This is a genomic window from Actinomadura barringtoniae (assembly GCF_017573505.1).
GTDB classification, from domain to species: Bacteria; Actinomycetota; Actinomycetes; order Streptosporangiales; family Streptosporangiaceae; genus Spirillospora; species Spirillospora barringtoniae.
The window spans coordinates 1-17,108 of sequence record NZ_JAGEOJ010000047.1; the positions used below are offsets into that span (position 1 = coordinate 1).

13 protein-coding genes and 1 tRNA gene are annotated in these 17,108 nt (G+C 72.7%); 8 read left to right on the plus strand and 6 right to left on the minus strand.

Annotated features, from left to right (window positions below; translation table 11 throughout):
• Nucleotides 1–149 precede the first annotated feature (149 nt).
• Entirely contained in the window at nucleotides 150–3,131 is a 2,982-nt protein-coding gene (locus tag J4573_RS53110; RefSeq protein WP_208264139.1) for a sacsin N-terminal ATP-binding-like domain-containing protein, read from the minus strand.
• 21 nt (nucleotides 3,132–3,152) lie between these two features.
• Nucleotides 3,153–4,007 (minus strand): DUF3027 domain-containing protein, encoded by an 855-nt coding sequence (locus tag J4573_RS53115; protein ID WP_208264140.1) that lies wholly within the window; start codon nucleotides 4,005–4,007, stop codon nucleotides 3,153–3,155.
• A gap of 240 nt (nucleotides 4,008–4,247) precedes the next feature.
• Between J4573_RS53115 and J4573_RS53120 the strand changes: the two genes are divergently transcribed.
• Nucleotides 4,248–5,747 (plus strand): MFS transporter, encoded by a 1,500-nt coding sequence (locus J4573_RS53120; RefSeq protein WP_208264141.1) that lies wholly within the window; start codon nucleotides 4,248–4,250, stop codon nucleotides 5,745–5,747.
• 40 nt (nucleotides 5,748–5,787) lie between these two features.
• Here J4573_RS53120 and J4573_RS55870 read toward each other — a convergent pair whose 3' ends face one another.
• Both J4573_RS55870 and J4573_RS53130 read right to left on the minus strand, forming a co-directional pair.
• The gene (locus J4573_RS55870; RefSeq protein WP_208264142.1) at nucleotides 5,788–6,186 is read right to left on the minus strand and encodes a cold-shock protein; all 399 of its coding nucleotides are present in this window, start codon (nucleotides 6,184–6,186) and stop codon (nucleotides 5,788–5,790) included.
• 227 nt (nucleotides 6,187–6,413) lie between these two features.
• On the minus strand, nucleotides 6,414–7,130 hold the full coding sequence (locus J4573_RS53130; protein WP_307797571.1) for an HAD family hydrolase: 717 nt from the start codon (nucleotides 7,128–7,130) through the stop codon (nucleotides 6,414–6,416).
• 316 nt (nucleotides 7,131–7,446) lie between these two features.
• Between J4573_RS53130 and J4573_RS53135 the strand changes: the two genes are divergently transcribed.
• Nucleotides 7,447–7,824 carry a hypothetical protein gene (locus tag J4573_RS53135; RefSeq protein WP_208264143.1) on the plus strand — a complete coding sequence of 126 codons (378 nt, stop codon included), beginning with the start codon at nucleotides 7,447–7,449 and terminating at the stop codon, nucleotides 7,822–7,824.
• Between the two features lie 87 nt (nucleotides 7,825–7,911).
• Here J4573_RS53135 and J4573_RS53140 read toward each other — a convergent pair whose 3' ends face one another.
• The gene (locus tag J4573_RS53140; RefSeq protein WP_243775045.1) at nucleotides 7,912–8,373 is read right to left on the minus strand and encodes a GNAT family N-acetyltransferase; all 462 of its coding nucleotides are present in this window, start codon (nucleotides 8,371–8,373) and stop codon (nucleotides 7,912–7,914) included.
• Between the two features lie 181 nt (nucleotides 8,374–8,554).
• Here J4573_RS53140 and J4573_RS53145 point away from each other — a divergent pair, with 181 nt between their 5' ends.
• A complete protein-coding gene (locus tag J4573_RS53145) occupies nucleotides 8,555–9,175 on the plus strand; it encodes a TetR/AcrR family transcriptional regulator (protein ID WP_208264144.1) in 621 nt (206 codons plus the stop codon).
• Between the two features lie 62 nt (nucleotides 9,176–9,237).
• Here the strand turns inward: J4573_RS53145 and J4573_RS53150 are convergent, their stop codons facing one another.
• On the minus strand, nucleotides 9,238–9,867 hold the full coding sequence (locus tag J4573_RS53150; RefSeq protein ID WP_208264145.1) for a hypothetical protein: 630 nt from the start codon (nucleotides 9,865–9,867) through the stop codon (nucleotides 9,238–9,240).
• A gap of 96 nt (nucleotides 9,868–9,963) precedes the next feature.
• Between J4573_RS53150 and J4573_RS53155 the strand changes: the two genes are divergently transcribed.
• The 5 genes from J4573_RS53155 to J4573_RS53175 all read left to right on the plus strand — a co-directional run bounded on the left by J4573_RS53155 (nucleotide 9,964) and on the right by J4573_RS53175 (nucleotide 17,012).
• Nucleotides 9,964–12,432: a helicase-associated domain-containing protein gene (locus J4573_RS53155; protein WP_208264146.1), complete on the plus strand. Its 2,469-nt coding sequence runs from the start codon at nucleotides 9,964–9,966 to the stop codon at nucleotides 12,430–12,432.
• Between the two features lie 199 nt (nucleotides 12,433–12,631).
• Nucleotides 12,632–12,707, plus strand: a tRNA-Leu gene (locus J4573_RS53160).
• A gap of 228 nt (nucleotides 12,708–12,935) precedes the next feature.
• Nucleotides 12,936–14,501 carry a TROVE domain-containing protein gene (locus J4573_RS53165; RefSeq protein WP_208264147.1) on the plus strand — a complete coding sequence of 522 codons (1,566 nt, stop codon included), beginning with the start codon at nucleotides 12,936–12,938 and terminating at the stop codon, nucleotides 14,499–14,501.
• 186 nt (nucleotides 14,502–14,687) lie between these two features.
• Nucleotides 14,688–15,134, plus strand: coding sequence for a CD225/dispanin family protein (locus tag J4573_RS53170; protein ID WP_208264148.1), 447 nt, complete (start codon nucleotides 14,688–14,690; stop codon nucleotides 15,132–15,134).
• Nucleotides 15,135–15,359: 225 nt separating this feature from the next.
• Complete coding sequence (locus J4573_RS53175) at nucleotides 15,360–17,012, plus strand: DNA repair helicase XPB (RefSeq protein WP_208264149.1); 1,653 nt, start codon at nucleotides 15,360–15,362, stop codon at nucleotides 17,010–17,012.
• Nucleotides 17,013–17,108: the final 96 nt, after the last annotated feature.

A 17,108-nucleotide genomic window follows, 5' to 3' on the forward strand; every position in this document is an offset into this window, starting at 1 on the left:
GCCACCAGGGCTGCCCGGCCACGCGAGCGCGACCGCAGGTCTAGCCGAGGAACGAGGCTAGATCGCGAAGCGATGCAGCGCTCGCCAAAGCTCGGTTAGGCCGAGCCGCCAGGCGAGGCCGTGGGCCGGGCTTCATGAAACACAGCCGCCTACGGGTTGAGGTCGTTCTCGGCCTGCAGCGTGGCCAGCTCGTCCGGGTCCCGCAGGATCGCCTCGACCGTGAGCCGGTCCTCCCATCGTTCCGCCGCCCAGGCGAGCCCGCGCGCGAGGCCGCCGGGGCCCGTCGCGTGGATCTCGCCGTCCGCGTACCACCACGGCACCGGCTGGCCGTCGACGATCAGCCGTTCGTGCGCCCGGTAGGTCTGCGGCGCGTCCGGCAGAACGTCCAGCGCCGCGCCGGGGACCGGCCGTTCCTCACCGGCCGACTCGACGACGCCGGGGATCTCCTCGCTCGCCAGGGGCAGATCGAGCAGTTCGGCGAGCGCGTCCGCCCTGCCGGAGGCGGGGATGATCAGCGGCTGGCCGGTCAGCAGCGGCAGCAGGTCCGGGCGGTCCAGCACCAGCGCGTCGGCGGCGCCCGCGACCTCGACCGCGCCGTCCACGACGGCCCGCACCTGCTCGGGCGGGTGCGTCATCGACGCGGGCGCGTCCGCCAGCGCCGTCCACAGGGCGCCGAGCTGGGCGCGGCCGACCCCGCGGTCCGGGTCGCCGAGGCGGTCCAGCAGTTCCTGGGCCCCGGACGGCTCCTCCAGCAGCTCCGCCAGCGAGGTCCGTACGCCCAGGGCCAGCAGGAGTTCGTGATCGAGACCGTCGGGCGCCAGCTCGTACAGGCCCGCCAGCAGCTCGTCCCCCGGGAAGCGGAACTCGCCGGGACGGCGGCCGTCCAGGACCCGCCGCCGGCTCAGCCACCACGCCGTGTAGGACGGGACGGCGGCGCGGCCGCCGGTGTGCAGGGTGACGTGCGCGGGCTCGGTGACGGCGGCGCGCCAGGGCGGCTCGGCGAGCAGCGCGAGCGCGGCGGGCCAGCCGCCGACCAGCTCCAGGTCCCGTACGGCCTGGAACTCGGGGATCTGCGGCGGAAGGTCCTGCATGCCGAGGCGTTCGAGGATCTCCTCGGCCCACTGGTCCTCGGCGTCCAGGTCGAGTGACTCGGCTCCGTCGGCCAGGGCGACGAGGTTGGCGTCCTCGGCGCGCGCGATCGCGAAGCCGTTCAACACCCCGACCGCCTCCAGCGGCCCCGCGCCCCAGCGCTCCACCAGCTCGTCCGCGACGACGCCGAACGGCGCGTCCTCGGCCATGATCTCGCGCAGCGGGCTGGCCGGGAGCAGCAGTTCGCCTGCCGGGTAGAGCTCGCCGTCCTCGCCGGGCAGCGCCAGCTCGGCCAGCCACGGCTCGGTGCCCGGGTCGATGTCGGCGGCGAGGGACAGGACGGCCTCGGCGACCTGATCGGGGTCGTCGGCGTCGAAGGAGTCCTCCACGGCCGCCCGTACGGCCGGATCGGCCAGCACGGCCCGCGGGCCCGCCTCGACCGCGCCGAGCCTGGGCAGCAGCGCATGAACGGCGTCCGGATGAACGAACCGCAGCCCGAGCGAGTCCAGCGCGGCCGGGTCGACTCCGTCGGAGGCGATGAGCAGGCCGCGCGGCCCCCGGACCACGCGGTCGTCGGCGAGCGGCACCGGCAGCGCGCCGAGCGAGTCGGCAGGCGCGCCGGACAGGGACTCGTACAGGCTCCTCCACCAGGCGGGCTCGCGTTCCAGGCCGGACAGCTCGTCGATCACGTCCGCCAGCTCCAGGCGGCGGACGCCGAGGGCGGCGAGCGCCGGGTTGCGGACGGGCCAGCCGGGCGGGAGCAGGCCGGGCATCAGCTCGGCGAGGAGCCCGATGAACGGCGCCGGGCCGTCGATCGCCACCGCGTCGCGCCCCCGGATCGCGGCGGCCCCTTCGGTCATGGTCGGCAGGAGGGGCGTCTCGGGCAGGCGGGCCAGCACCGCGCGGCGGATCTTCGCGTCCAGCTCACCTGCGGCGACCGGGCCCGGCACCCTGTCGAGCAGCGCGGGCTCGGTGGGCAGCCCGGTCAGCAGGCGCGCGTAGGCGTCGGCGGCCCGTTCCACCAGGAAGTCGGTGAGCGGGCCGGGCGCGACGTGGCGGCGGTCGGGCGCGAGCGGGAACGAGGCGATCAGCAGCGCGGGCAGGTCGATGCGTTCGTCGCTCGGCGTCGGGGCGTGCAGCACGCGCGGGGCGCCGGTCTCGCCGGACTCCGGAACGGCCCAGCGGACCTGCCAGGTCGGGCGGGCCCGTTCCTCGGTGGGGCGGTCGGCGAGCAGGCCGGGCGGGATCGCGCCGTGCTCCTCGACGGTGCGCCAGTCGATCCCGTTGATCGTGACCGTGGCGTCGCCGGTGGTGTCCGCGGTGGTGTCGGCGGAGTGGTCGGCGGAGTGGTCGGCGGTCAGGGTCCGTACGTCGCCGTCGATGTCGATCTCGACGCTCCGCAGGGCCGGGAGCGCGAGCATCAGCGCTGGCCCGACCTCCTTCAGCTGCCTGCCGACGAACGCCTCGGCGTCCTTGTCGCGCAGCGGGAGCCGTACGAGCGTGTCGAAGCCGTCAGGGACCTCAGGGGCCTCAAAGCCGTCCAGCGGGAACGGGAGGCGCAGCAGCGGCACGTGGCCCTCGCGGCGTTCCAGCTCCTCGGTGAGGGACGGGACATCGGCGGCCAGCGCGCGGGCGAGGTCGGCCGACCACCGCACGCCTCCTGCGGCGCGGCTGGCGATGGCCGGTTCGTCGGTGACGGCGACGACGGAGGCGAACCCGACACCGAACCGTCCCGCCGTGTCATCGCCGCGCTTGGCGGACGCGCGGAGGGTCGAGAGCGCCTCCACCCCGGCCGCGTCCAGGGGCGCGCCGGTGTTGGCGGCCAGCAGGACCCCGTCGCGCAGGGTCAGCCGCAGCCTGCCGCCGCCGTCGGGGGCGGCGTCGGCGGCGTTCTGGGCCAGCTCGACGACGACGCGGTCGCGGTAGCCGCCGAGCGCGTAGTCCTCCTCGGCGTTGGCGTCCTCGCGGAACCGGGCGGGCGACGCCGCCCAGGCGCGCAGTACCCGGTCCCTGATCGTCTCCGTGCCGAAGGCATCTGTCACAGGGACCACCGTACGGAGTGATCAGCTGTGGCCGAGCTCCCCGTCGGTTTCCGCGGCCTCTTCCTCGGCGGCGAGGCCGCCGGCCATCACGTCATAGCCGAGCTCGTCCACCACCGGCGGATTGTGCTCGGACGCGGCGGGCAGCTCGACCGCTTCGGAATGGGCGCCGCAGCCGTGGTCGGCCGAGACGACCCGGCCGTCGTCGGGGGCGTACTCGTTCGCGCACACCCCGAAGACCTGCCGCAGGTCGCCCGCCAGCAGCACGTAGAACCCGCAGGTCGAGCACTGCGCGGGCGCCGAGGAGGCGATCGGGGCGCGCGGGCCGCCGGCGCCGTCGTACCAGCGCGTCGCGGCGTCGTCGCGGCCCTCCTCCGACAGCACCCGGATCCGGCCGAGGCCGAGCTCCCACTGCATCTCGGTGTCCATGCCGTCGTCCACCTGGGTGAACCCGGGCGCGAGCCGCACGTCGTCGGGGGCCGTCGGCAACAGGTCGCCGGGCCCGAGGTCTCCGGGGCGCAGCCGTTCCAGCCACGGCACCCACGGCGGCGCCAGCAGCGCGTCGTCGCCCGGCAGCAGCACGCACTCGTCCACGGTGACGACCTTGGCGCGGGACGCGCGGGTCACCGTGACGGCCCAGCGCCAGCCCTCGTACGCCGGGTCGAGGCACTCGAAGTAGTGCGTGACCAGCCGGTCGCCCTCGGCCTGCACGCCGAGGTGTTCGCCGACCGGGGTCGGCCGGGACTCCTCCTCCGCGACCCCGCGCGCGAGATCGACGGCCTCAGCGCAGGCGGCGTCGACGGCGGGGGGACGGGACCGGCGGACGGCTCCGGTCGTGGAGCGCGCGGCGGCGGGGCTGGACTGACGGAGTGGGCTCACGCCTCAATTCTCGCTCATGTCATGGCATGACTGCGCACCACATCGCCCTCAAGGTCTCCACAACGCCCTCACACGCGCCCAAGACCTGGTGTCGCGCCCCTGAACTCCCAGGATCAACAGGGAGTCCGGCCCCATCACCACCGATCCTCGGTGAAGATGAAATGGAATGAACGAGGCTCGCGCCGAGGTTGGACGCGGCGGGGAGGGGTTGGATCTAGCCGCATGGGTATCCGGGCAGGCATGGGCAGACTGGGGCGGTCGGTGCGAACCGGCGGCCGCGGCGTGCGCCGGGCCGTCCGGCACACCGGCGCCACCGCGCGCGGCGCGGGCCGGCTCACCCGGCGGGCCACGCACGCCCACGGCGCAGACCGCAGCGGCCTCGGCAGCCTGATCGAGGCCGGCGCGATCAACTCCACCGGCGACGCCCTGGTCGCCGTCGCCCTCGCCGGAACGCTGTTCTTCGGGCTGGACGTCAACCAGGCGCGCGGCCAGGTGGCCCTCTACCTGCTGGTCACGATGGCGCCGTTCGCGCTGGTGGCCCCCCTGATCGGCCCGGCACTGGACAAGATGCGGCACGCCCGCCGGTACGCGATCGCCGGCACGTTCGTGGCGCGCGGCCTGCTGTGCTGGGGCATGGCGGGCGCGGTCCCGCACGGGGACATCGTCACCTTCATGCCCGCGGCGTTCGGGGTGCTGGTGCTCTCCAAGGCGTTCGGCGTGCTGCGGGCGGCCGTGACGCCGCGCGTCCTGCCGGAGCAGATCACCCTGGTCACCGCCAACGCCCGCGCCTCGTTCGCCGGGCTGATCGCCGCCGCGATCGCGGCGCCCCTCGGGGCGGGGTTCGGCGCGCTGGTCGGCGCGGACTGGCTGCTGCGGGTGGCGACGGTGGTGTTCCTGCTCGGAGTGGTCTTCGCGATGCGGCTGCCCAAGCACGTGGACGAGCCCGAGCCCGACCTCGCCTCCGTTCCCGTTGACCTCACCAAGCCCGTCGCCGCCACCTCCTCAGAAACCGCCGCCGCCTTTGCCACCGCCTCCGGCGCCGCCGCCGAGAGCGTCGGCGCGGACCCGGAGAGCGTGGACGGCGAGCCGCGGCGGGGACGCTGGCGGACCATGCACCGCGTCGGCCCGATCGTGGCCGAGGCGATGGAGGCCAACGCCGTGCTGCGGGCCTTCTCTGGCTTCCTGATCCTCTACCTGGCGTTCCTGCTGCGGGAGGAACGGTTCGAACGGGTCTCGCACAACGTCGCGCTCGGCCTGCTGGCGGCCTGCGCGGGCATCGGCGGGCTGGCGGGCACCGCGCTCGGCGCCTGGATGAAGGCCCGCGCCCCCATGCTGATCATCCTGGTGACGCTGGCCCTGGTCACCGCCGTCGCCGCCGTGAGCGCGGTGTTCTTCGGCCTCTGGGCGGCGCTCGCGGTCACGCTGGCGGCCGGACTCGGCCAATCCCTCGGCAAGCTGTCGCTGGACGCGGTCGTCCAGCGGGAGATCGGCGACGAGGTCCGCTCGTCCACGTTCGCGGTGACCGAGACCCTGCACCAGCTGGTCTGGGTGATCGGCGGGCTCGCGGGCCTGGGCATGTCGATCGTCGCGGACGGACGTCCGGCGCTGGCCGTCGTAGCGGCCGCACTGGCGCTGGCGCTGGCCGCCCTGCTGGCCCGCCAGGCGGGCGGCCACCGGCTGGGCCTACGCCGCCGCCGGAGCGCCCCGCCGGGCCTTCAGGAAGACGTCAGAACGAGCTGAGCCGCCGCACGAGCTGAGCCGTCAGAACGAGCTGAGGGCGTCAGGGCGAGCTGAGGTCGTCGGCCACGGCGCGCAGCACGGTCGCGATCTTCTTCGCCTCGGCCGGCGCCGGGTGCTTGCCGCGCCGGTAGGTGTTGGAGATCCCGTCCAGCAGCTTGATCAGATCCTCGGTGATCAGCACCATCTCGTCGGGCTTCTTGCGGCGCTGCTTGGCGATGGTCTTCTCGACCGACGGCAGCGTCTCCAGCACCCGCAGTTGCAGGGCCTGCTGGCCGCGCCGCCCCTCCACCACGCCGAACTCGACCCGCGTGCCGGGCTTCAGCGTCGTCACGCCGCCGGGGAGGGCGGAGGAGTGCACGAAGACCTCACCGCCGTCATCGCGGGTGAGGAAGCCGAACCCCTTGTCGGCGTCGTACCACTTGACCTTGCCAGTCGGCACGGGGGACCTCGTTCGAATCTCGTCTTGAATTGGCCCCAAGATTAGCGCCCGGCCGGGAGGCGGTGAACACACGAGCGACGGCTGAGGACGGCTGCGAGCCAATGGATAGAAGCTACAGCGGCAGGCCACCTGGGGCACCCGGATATCCGGCCACCGGTGATCTTCGCAGGAAGATCGCCCGAAAGACGGCCAGGTCCGGCCGTCCGATCGGCGGTCAAGCCCTCGGGTCAGGACACGGCCGCCGGAGCCGCCGGAAATCCGCCGAGCCAGTCGGGGAACGCCAGCAGATCGGGCAGGACGACGTCGGCACCGTACGCCGCCAGCGCGGCGCTATCGAACGCGCCCGTCGCGACCCCCACGGCGACCGCCGCGGCGGCCCGTGCGGCGTCCACGTCGCCGGTGTGGTCGCCCACGTAGGCGCCGGCGCCGAAGTCGCGCAGCGCGACCCCCTTGTCGGAGCCGAAGACCCCGCCCACCACGGCGTCGACGTCCAGTCCCAGGAAGCCCACGGTCCGTTCGGTGTCGGCCTGGTTCTTGCCGGAGACCACGATCGTGCGACCGCCGCGGTCCCGTACGGCCTGGACGGCGGCGACGGCGCCGGGCATCAGCACGGTCGCCGGCACGGCGATGTCGCGGTAGATCGCCCGGTAGCGCGCGGCCATCGCCGGGACCTCCTCGGGCGGGAACCAGTAACCGATCTCGACCTCCAGCGGCGGCCCGATGCGGGTCACCACGAGGTCGGTGTCGATCGGCACCCCGGTCTCGGCGGCGAGCGCGTCGTAGACGGCGGCGATGCCGCGCCGGGTATCGGCGAGCGTGAGGTCGAGGTCGAACCCGACCATCGGCGCGCCTGCCGCCGTCGCGGCCGCCGTCACAGCGGCGGTGCGGTCGGGTTCGGCGGAACGTTCGGAACCGGTGAAATTCGTCTGATCAAGGTCGGGCACGTTCCACAGGGTAAAACGAGACCATGGCGGCGAAGTCACCGCGGCGGGTCCGGCGGCGTGCACCAAGGGCACGGGGCCTGACCTGCGCACGCACCCGCGCCCTCCCGGTAGTGGCGATGCGACGGGATCCGAGTAGGAGGGCGCGGGAATCTGTGCGCTCACCCACCGTCCGATTCTTACTGACCAGAACTGGTGGCTCCGGTCGACCGTAACGATGGGGTTGTGATCTGGATATACCCCCCGCACACCCCGTAAACCGCGTGACCAGGAAAAACACACGACCCGGAAGGACCATCGTTCCCCCAAGGAGGCGAGGATGGCGGAGCACCAGAAGGTCACCGATCCCACCGAGGGTCCCGTTCGCAGGCGCAAGGTGCCCATCTGGCGCGCCGAAGGCACCACCCTGGCCCGCAAGCGGGCCGTCAACGCCGTCGCGTGGGCCGTTTCCCTGGCGACCACGATCGTCGTGCTGATCCTGGCCGTGCACATCGTGTTCGTGGCGTTCGAGGCCAACGCCTCCAACGACCTGGTGAAGCACGTCGCGGACTGGGCGGACACGCTGGCCTGGCAGTTCAAGGACGTCTTCCAGCCCAGCAACCCCAAGTGGGAGGTCGCGGTCAACTACGGCCTGGCGGCCGTCGTCTACCTGATCGTCGGCCGGATCGTCACATCCCTGATCCGCCGCCTGGCCTGATCCCGTGAGGCCGGGTCAGCTCAGCCCGACCGGAGTCAGCGCGGCCGGCCCGGCTGGCCGATCTACGTCAGTGGGGTTCGGCCGGTGTCAGCGGAGTTCGCGTCCGGGGAACCGGACGGTCTCGAAGGGCCAGCTCGTCACGACCCATTCGCGGACGAACTCCTCCATCTCCTTCTCCAGGGTGGGGTCGTCCTGGTCGGAACGGACCCAGAAGACCACGACGGCGTCCGCGTCGGGCTCGTCGGAGGGGGCGACGTGGATGCGGCCGAGCTGGCGCTCCTCGTCCGGCGTGGTCACCGCGTAGCTGAACGACCGGCGCAGCTGCCCCTCCTTCTGCAGCCAGGCCACGTCGATCAGGGCCTGCTCGAAGGTGAACTGGGGTGCCGGCCAGCCCCACTCGGGCCCGAACCGGTCGCGCAGCGCGTCCATGCTGCCGACGACGGCGTCGTAGTCCTTGACGACGTCGTGGACGGTGAGCGGCCGGATCTGGAACCGCTGCCCGGCGACCAGGCTGGGGATCACGAAGTCCTCGGGGAGGAACGCAGGCATCGTCGACCCTTCCGGCAACGCCCCTACGGCGACGGGGCGCGGAAGAAGGCACTCTATCCGCCGCGGGGGGCCGCACGCCCCGAACGGTGCGAGACAGATCACGAATTCGGGGGTCGGTGGGGCGCGGCACGGACACCCTGGTCGAAGATGCCTTAGTGTTCTTGCGGAGGCACACAGAACCATGACGACATCTACGCGCGAGCGGATCGTGGCCGAGTCGCTCCGACTGTTCGCCGACCGTGGCTACGCCGCGACCTCGGTCGCCGAGATCGAGGCCGCCGCCGGGCTCTCCCCCGGCGCGGGCGGGCTCTACCGGCACTTCCGGTCCAAGGAGGAGGTGCTCGCCTCCGCCATCCGCGAGCACATCGACCGCACCCGGCAGCAGGTCAGCCAGGTGCTGGAGCAGGCCGCCACCTACGAGGACCGCCCCCTCGAGATCCGCCTCAAGATGACCTGCCAGGCCGGTCTGGCCAAGATGCGCGAGGAGCAGGACCTGATCCGCGTCCTCTTCCGCGACCTGGACCAGTTCCCGCACCTGGTGGCCGAGATGCGCGAGGGCATCGTCAACCCCCTCTACGACTCCATCGCCACCTGGCTGAGCACGCAGCCCGAGTTCGAGGGCGCCGACGAGGACTGGCAGGCGATCGCCTCGATCCTGGGCGGCGCGGTGGTGAACTACTGGCTGGCGAACGAGTCGATGTACGAGCCGCCGACGCGCATAGACGAGAAGCGCTTCGTGGCCAGCTGGGCCCGCCTCGGCCTCGGCCTGGTCAACCTGGAACCCGCCACGGCCAACGCCTGAAGCCGTTCCATCGGAGACGTCACCGCCGGACGCGTTCCACCCGACGCGCTCCACCCGACGCGTCACCCACCCGACGCTTTCCGCCCCCGGGTCGACGTCCATTGCCGCGTCACGGTCTGCCAGGCCTGCCTGAACATGCCCCCGAACCGCCCATTACGCGGCTGTGCGCGCAACTCGCGGCGCAGCTTGGCCACCCCCGACGGGGTCCACACCACGTGGCGGGTCGTGCGCCCGTCCCGCCGTACGACCCGCATGGGCGGCCGGGGCGCGGACGACCCTCCGTCGGCGTCCTTGGGCCCGCCGCCGTTCTTCGAGGCGCCGCCGCCTTTCGAGCCCGTTCCATCGCTTCCATCGGTGGCGGCGGAGGCGGAGGCGGAGGCGGAAGCGGAGGAGGCGAGCGCGCCGGACCCCTTCGAGCCGTCCGTGCCCAAGGCGACTTCCCCGTTCAGGGAGGGCGCGCGGGCCTCGTCCAGGCGGCGGCGTTCACGTTCGACCAGGTAGGAGGGGTCACCGAAGCGGGCCAGCACCTGCCGCACGTGACGGGGGTTGTCGCTGCCGCCGCGGTACTCCCCGATGCGGGTCCGGAGGCGGTTGATGAAGTCGAGGCGCTCCTGAGCGCTCAGGCGTCCGTGGGCGACGTCGGCGACTCTGCCCAGATACTCCAGGACCAGCTGATCGGCCGCCTCGCTCATAGCGCCACCTGCCGTGCGTCCGGATAGGTCTGCTCGCCTCCTACGCTGATAGTGCCCGGCAAGTCACGTGCGCACCACACTAAGTTTGGGAGCGGGATGGAGACGTACGCGGACTGGTTGCGCGCACGCGGCGACGACGATCTGCGTGCGCTCCTGTCCGCGCGTCCGGAACTGATCGCCCCGGTGCCCGCCGATCTCGCGGCGCTGGCGGCCCGCGCGGCCACCCCGGCGGCGATCTCGCGGGCGCTCGACCGGCTCGACCGGTTCTCGCTGGCCGCCGTCGAGGCCCTGCTCGTCCTGCCGCGCGGCACGACCACCAGGGCGCTGCGCACGGCGCTGGGCGCCTCGGCGCGGGACACCGAGGCCGCGGTGGAGCTGCTGCGCCGGTACGGGCTGGTCTGGGGCGACGGCGCGCTCAACACCGCTCCGGGCGTACGCCAGGCCCTGCCGCACCCGGCGGGTCTCGGCCCGCCGGTCCAGGAGGTGTTCGCGTCCTACTCGCTCGACCGGCTGACCGCGCTGGTCACCGACTTGCAGGGCGAGGAGCCGCGAGGGTTCGCCGACTCCGGGCGGTTGCTGGCGCGGCTCGCCGAGCTACTCGCCGACCCCGCGCCGCTGATCGCCGACGCCGGTCCAGAGGCACGGGCGGCCCTGGAGCAGCTGGCCTGGGGGCCGCCGGTCGGCCGGGTCGAGAACGCCCGGCGCCCCGTGCGGACCGAGACCGCCTCCACCCCGATCGAACGGTTGCTGGCGCGTGGTCTGCTGGCCGCCGAGGACGACCGTACGGTCACATTGCCGCGCGAGGTCGCCCTGCACCTGCGCGGCGGCCACCTGTTCCGGGACGTCACCGCCGAGCCGCCCACGCTGTCGGGTTCCTCCTGGGGGGACGACCCCCCAGACCCCTCGGCAACAGCAGGGCCGACACCACGCGCTTCGCTCTCGATGTCGGCCGGCACGGCCCGCAGCGAGGACATGGTCGTGCGGGCGGCGGCGGGCGAGGCGTTCACCGCCGTACGGCAGATCGAGGAGCTGCTGGAACGCTGGGGCCTCGAGTCGCCGCCGGTGCTGCGCAGCGGCGGCCTGGCCGTCCGGGACCTGCGGGCCGCGGCGGCGCTGCTGGACGTCGAGGAGTGGCGGGCCGCGCTGCTCATCGAGGTGGCGTACGCGACGGGCCTGCTGACCCGCAGCGGCGAGCTGGACGGCGAGTGGCTGCCGACCCCCGCCTACGACCTGTGGCTGCTGCGCGACACCGCCGGGCGCTGGAGCGAGGTGGCGCGCGGCTGGCTGCGATCCGAACGCGTCGCCGGGCTGGCCGGCGACCGCGACGACCGCGACCGCCTGATCAACGCGCTGAGCGAGGGAATGGTGCGGGGCAGCGCGCCCGCGACCCGGCGGGCGACGCTGGAGGTCCTCGGCGAGGCCAAGGCGGGCACGCCGGCCGACGCGGACGCGATCCGTGCCCGGCTGTCGTGGCTGCGGCCCCGGCGCACCGGGCGGCTGCGCGATCAGGTGGTCGACTGGACGCTGCGCGAGGCGGCGGTGCTCGGCCTCACCGGCTTCGGCGCGCTCGCCCCGTACGCCCGCGAGCTGCTCAAGGGCGCCGACCCCGGCCCGGCGCTGGAGAAGCACCTGCCGAGCCCGGTCGAAGAGATCCTCATCCAGGCCGACCTGACCGCGATCGCGCCGGGCCCGCTGATCACCGAGCTGGCCAGGGAGCTGGCGCTGTGCGCGGACGTGGAGTCGACCGGCGCCGCCACCGTCTACCGCTTCACGCCCGAGTCGATCCGCCGCGCCCTGGACGCGGGCCGTACCGCCGCCGACGTCACCGACCTGCTCACCCGCCACTCCGCGACCCCGCTCCCGCAGCCGCTCACCTACCTGATCGACGACGTCGCGCGCCGCCACGGGCACCTGCGGGTCGGCAGTCTGGCCTCGTACGTGCGCACCGACAACGCCGCCACCCTCGACGAGATCCTCGCCGACCGGCGTTCGGCCTCGCTGCGGCTGTTCCGGCTGGCCCCGACCGTGCTGGCGTCCGCGCTGCCGCGCCAGGAGCTGCTGGAGACGCTGCGGGCGATGGGGCTGGCGCCGGTCGCCGAGACCCCGGGCGGCGGCGTGATCGTCACCCGGCCGGACGCCCACCGCGCCGACCCGCCGCCGAGCGTGGAGATCGTCCGGCTGCGCCCCGAGGAGACCGCCGACGACTCCATGATCGCCGCTGCCGTACGGGCGCTGCGCGCGGGCGACGAGGCCTCCCGGCACGGCGCCGAGCAGGCCCGCCTGCGCGCGGACGCGCCCGCCGGCGATCCGCCGCGTTCCCCGGCCATGGCCACCATCGAGCAGCTCCGCGAGGCCGTCGACCGCGGCGCCCGGGTCTGGATCGGCTACCTCGACCAGCAGGGCCAGGCCTCCAGCCGCATCGTCGAGCCCGTACGCGTCGAGGGCGGCTTCCTCACCGGCTTCGACGCCACCCGCGCGGCCGTCCAGCGCTTCGCCCTGCACCGCATCACCGGCGTCGCCGAAGTCGACCCCTCCGGCGAGACCGGCGCCGCCGCCTCCGAATAGCGTCGCCGCCGAATAAAAGAGTTGAATCGCCACGGATCGATGCGGCACCGTATTACCCGACGCCGAAAACAACTCCGAGACGATTCCGGAGAACGAGCGAAAGGAGGATGCGGTGCGAGTCAGCACTCGAGGCAAGCCACACACGCCCGACAAACCGTGTCGCGTCCTCTTGCCGGGACACGGCGCCAGATAAAGACTTGCGCGCCCGATGCGCAGGCAGTGGTTACTTCCACTCTTCATGGAGAGGTCGCAGGTTCAAATCCTGCTCGCCCGCCTCAGCGGGCGGTAGCTCAGCTCGGTAGAGCGCTACGTCACCGCAGCCGACCTTGATCTCGGGCGCGCTTATTCTCCCTCCCGATGCGCAGACCGGAGTTACTTCGGTGATTATTGGGTTCGATTCCCGCACGGGCTCTCTAATGAGACCCGTTCAATGGTCTTCGGTCGCTTTGATCTCGGGAGGGCCATTTCTTTTACCGGGCTGAGGAAGCCCGTGGAGGCCTACCATGGCAAAGTTCAACCGTTCCCGCGCGTCCGGCGCGGTCAGCGCTATCAAGACGAGGCTCGTGCCGACCGGCCGTACCCACGAGGGCGCCCCCGGCTACGAGCGCGCGGACGCCAAGAGCGAACTGTTCCTGCTCGCGGTCTCGAACATGGTGGGCGAGCAGACCTTCTACGAGAGCGCGAACGACAGGGACGTGCGCTTCCGCACCCTCGTCGGCGAGGTCGCGCTCGCCGACCCCGACTGGCTGGTCCGCATGGTCGGCTGGCTGCGCGACTCGGCGGGCATGCGCTCGGCGAGCGTGGTCGCGGCGGCCGAGGGCGTCATGTCCCGGCTCTGCGGCGAGCAGGCGGGCGGCAACCGGCAGCTGATCGTTGCGGCGCTGCGGCGCGCGGACGAGCCGGGCGAGCTCCTGGCGTACTGGCGCGGCCGGTACGGGCGAGCGCTGCCGCAGCCGGTGAAGCGCGGCGTGGCGGACGCGGTCCGGCGGCTCTACAACGAGCGTTCGATGATCAAGTACGACACCGGCACCGGCGACTACCGGTTCGGTGACGTGCTCGAGCTGACCCACCCGCGCGCGTCGGCGCCGTGGCAGGGCGACCTGTTCCGGCACGCGATCGACCGGCGGCACGGTCGCGGCGAGGAGATCCCGGAGTCGCTGGCCATGCTGGCGGCGCGGGCGGAACTGCTCGCGCTGCCGGTGGACGAGCGCGCCGCGCTGCTGGACCGCCCGGACGCCGAGCGGATCCTGGCGGACGCCGGGATGACCTGGGAGTCGCTGGCCGGCTGGCTGCAGGGCCCGCTGTCGGCGACCTTCTGGGAGAAGATCATCCCGTCCATGGGCTACCTCGCGCTGCTGCGCAACCTGCGCAACTTCGACCAGGCCGGCGTCTCTGACGAGGCCGCCGGGCGGGTCGCGGAGCGGCTGGCCGACCCGGAGCGGGTCACCAAGTCGCGCGTGCTGCCGATGCGGTTCCTGGCGGCCTACCGGGCGGCGCCGTCGCTGCGGTGGTCGTGGCCGCTGCAGCGGGCGCTGGACGCCTCGCTGGCGAACGTCCCGAAGCTCACGGGGCGGACGCTGGTGCTGGTCGACCGGTCCGGCTCGATGTTCGGCGTGATGTCGGCCCGTTCCACCATCACCTCCGCGGACGCGGCGGCGGTGTTCGGCTCGGCGCTGGCGCTGCGGGCCGAGCACGCCGACCTGGTGCAGTTCGGCACCGGCCACGAGGCCGTGCCGTTCCGCCGGAGCGACTCGGCGCTGAAGGTCGTCGAGCGGTTCGGCAGCATGGGCGGCACCAACACCGCGGCGGCGGTACGGGCGCACTTCCGCGGCCACGACCGGGTCGTGATCGTGACCGACGAGCAGGCGTGGGCGGGCTACCACGGCGAGGAGCCGACCCAGGTCGTCCCGCCGAAGGTCCCGGTCTACACCTGGAACCTGGTCGGCTACCGGCACGGGCACGGCCCGTCCGGCAGCGGCACCCGGCACACCTTCGCCGGGCTGTCGGACGCCGCGTTCTCGATGATCCCGCTCATCGAGCGCGGTGCGACCGCCGACTGGCCGTTCTGAACGTGGCGCGTCGTTCCCTGGGGGGTCAGGGAACGACGCGCCCATCGCCACGCGCCCATCGCCAAAGGACCAGGAACCAACGGATAGCCTCCTCAGTCCAATGAAATGTGACACCGGGCGAGTAGCGTTCGTCCTACAGGGGACGCGCCGGGTAGGCCCGGTCCTGAGCGGCGTGGGAGGCGGCGGATGAGCGGGTACGGAGGGCAACCGCCCGGCTGGAACGACCCGTACGGCCAGCAGCAGCCCGGATGGAACGACCCCTACAACCGGCCGCCGCAGTCCAGCTGGGACCCGTACGGGCAGTACGGACAGCAACAGCAGAACCCCTACGGCTACGGCCCTCCCGGGGTCTACGGGCAGCCCGCCAGCCACGGCGCGGCCGTCGGCGCGCTGATCGCCAACATCGTCGCGACCCTGTTCTGCTGCAGCATCCTCGGCATCGCGGGCATCGTGACCTCCGCCATGGCCATGGGCCGCACCCAGTCCAACCCCGAGTCGGCCCGCAAGCTGACCACCTGGAGCTGGGTGATCTTCGGCGTCGGCCTGGTGCTGGGCATCGTGGTGATCATCCTGTACGTCGTGCTCGTGGTGAACTCCAACTCCGACACCAGCAGCGGCTCCAGCGGCGTCTGACCCGGCGGTCGGGAAGAGACGGCGGGGTCGTGCTGTTGGACACGTAGCGGTTCGCGCTCCCGTTCTCCGGTAGCGTGCAGCAGCCGGGCCACGCGGGCGCCAGGCCGGAAGCGGCCAAGCCCCTGCCTGAGCCCCGCCCCGGGCGAGCAGGCCGCGAACGCTCAGCGTCCGCACCAGCTCTTCCCAGCCACGAGTCCTTCCCAGCACCGACGGGGGTTTCATCCGGTGACCGACGGTCCGCTCATCGTCCAGTCCGACAAGACCCTGCTCCTCGAGGTCGACCACGCGATGGCCGACGAGTGCCGCAAGGACATCGCCCCGTTCGCCGAACTGGAGCGCGCCCCCGAGCACGTGCACACCTACCGGGTCACGCCGCTCGCCCTGTGGAACGCCCGCGCGGCGGGCCACGACGCCGAGCAGGTCGTCGACACGCTCCTCAAGTACTCCCGCTACCCCGTGCCGCACGCGCTGCTGGTCGACGTCGCCGACACGATGGCGCGGTACGGGCGGCTGCGCCTGGAGAAGCACCCCTCGTACGGCCTGGTCCTCTCCTCCACCGACCGTTCGGTGCTGGAGGAGGTCCTGCGCGCCAAGAAGATCAAGGGCATGCTCGGCGACCGGGTCGGCGACGATGCCGTCGTCGTTCACCCGAGCGAGCGCGGCGCCCTGAAGCAGGCGCTGCTGAAGCTGGGCTGGCCGGCCGAGGACATGGCCGGGTACGTGGACGGCGAGGCGCACGCGATCTCGCTCGTCGAGGACGGCTGGGAGCTGCGCTCCTACCAGCGCGAGGCCTCCGACGCGTTCTGGCACGGCGGCTCGGGCGTCGTGGTGCTGCCCTGTGGCGCCGGCAAGACCGTGGTCGGCGCGGCCGCGATGGCCAAGGCCGGGGCCACGACGCTGATCCTGGTCACCAACACCGTCTCCGCCCACCAGTGGAAGCAGGAGCTGATCAAGCGGACCTCGCTGACCGAGGACGAGATCGGCGAGTACACGGGCACCAAGAAGGAGATCCGCCCGGTCACGATCGCCACGTACCAGATCATGACCACGCGGCGGAAGGGCGTCTACACGCACCTGGAGCTGTTCGACGCGCGCGACTGGGGCCTGGTCGTCTACGACGAGGTCCACCTGCTGCCCGCGCCGATCTTCCGGATGACCGCGGACCTGCAGGCCCGCCGCCGGCTCGGCCTCACCGCGACGCTCGTGCGCGAGGACAACCGCGAGGGGGACGTGTTCTCCCTCATCGGGCCCAAGCGCTACGACGCGCCCTGGAAGGACATGGAGACGCAGGGTTGGATCGCCCCGGCCGACTGTGTGGAGGTCCGGGTCACCCTCACCGACTCCGAGCGCCTGGCGTACGCGACCGCCGAGCCCGAGGAGCGCTACCGCTTCTGCGCCACGACCGACACCAAGACCAAGCTCGTCCGGGCCCTGGTCGAACGTCACCGCGGCGAGCAGACCCTCGTGATCGGCCAGTACATCGACCAGCTGGACGAGCTGGGCGAGTTCCTGGAGGCCCCGGTCATCAAGGGCGAGACCCGCATCCGCGAGCGCGAACGCCTCTTCGACGCCTTCCGCTCCGGCGAGATCGACGTCCTGGTCGTGTCCAAGGTCGCCAACTTCTCGATCGACCTGCCCGAGGCCACCGTCGCGGTCCAGGTGTCCGGCGCGTACGGGTCGCGGCAGGAAGAGGCACAGCGCCTCGGCCGGCTCCTGCGCCCCAAGGCCTCCGGCCAGGGCGCCCGCTTCTACGCGGTCGTCGCACGCGACACGCTCGACCAGGACTACGCCGCCCACCGGCAGCGCTTCCTGGCCGAACAGGGCTACGCCTACCGCATCGTCGACGCCGACGCCGTCCTCAGCGGCGGGGAAATCTGATTCTCAGGCGACGCCAGAACGGCCCGTCCTGATCACCGACAATGGCCTGAAATGCGAAAGGCCCCGCCATTTCTGGCGGGGCCTTTCGTGTGTATG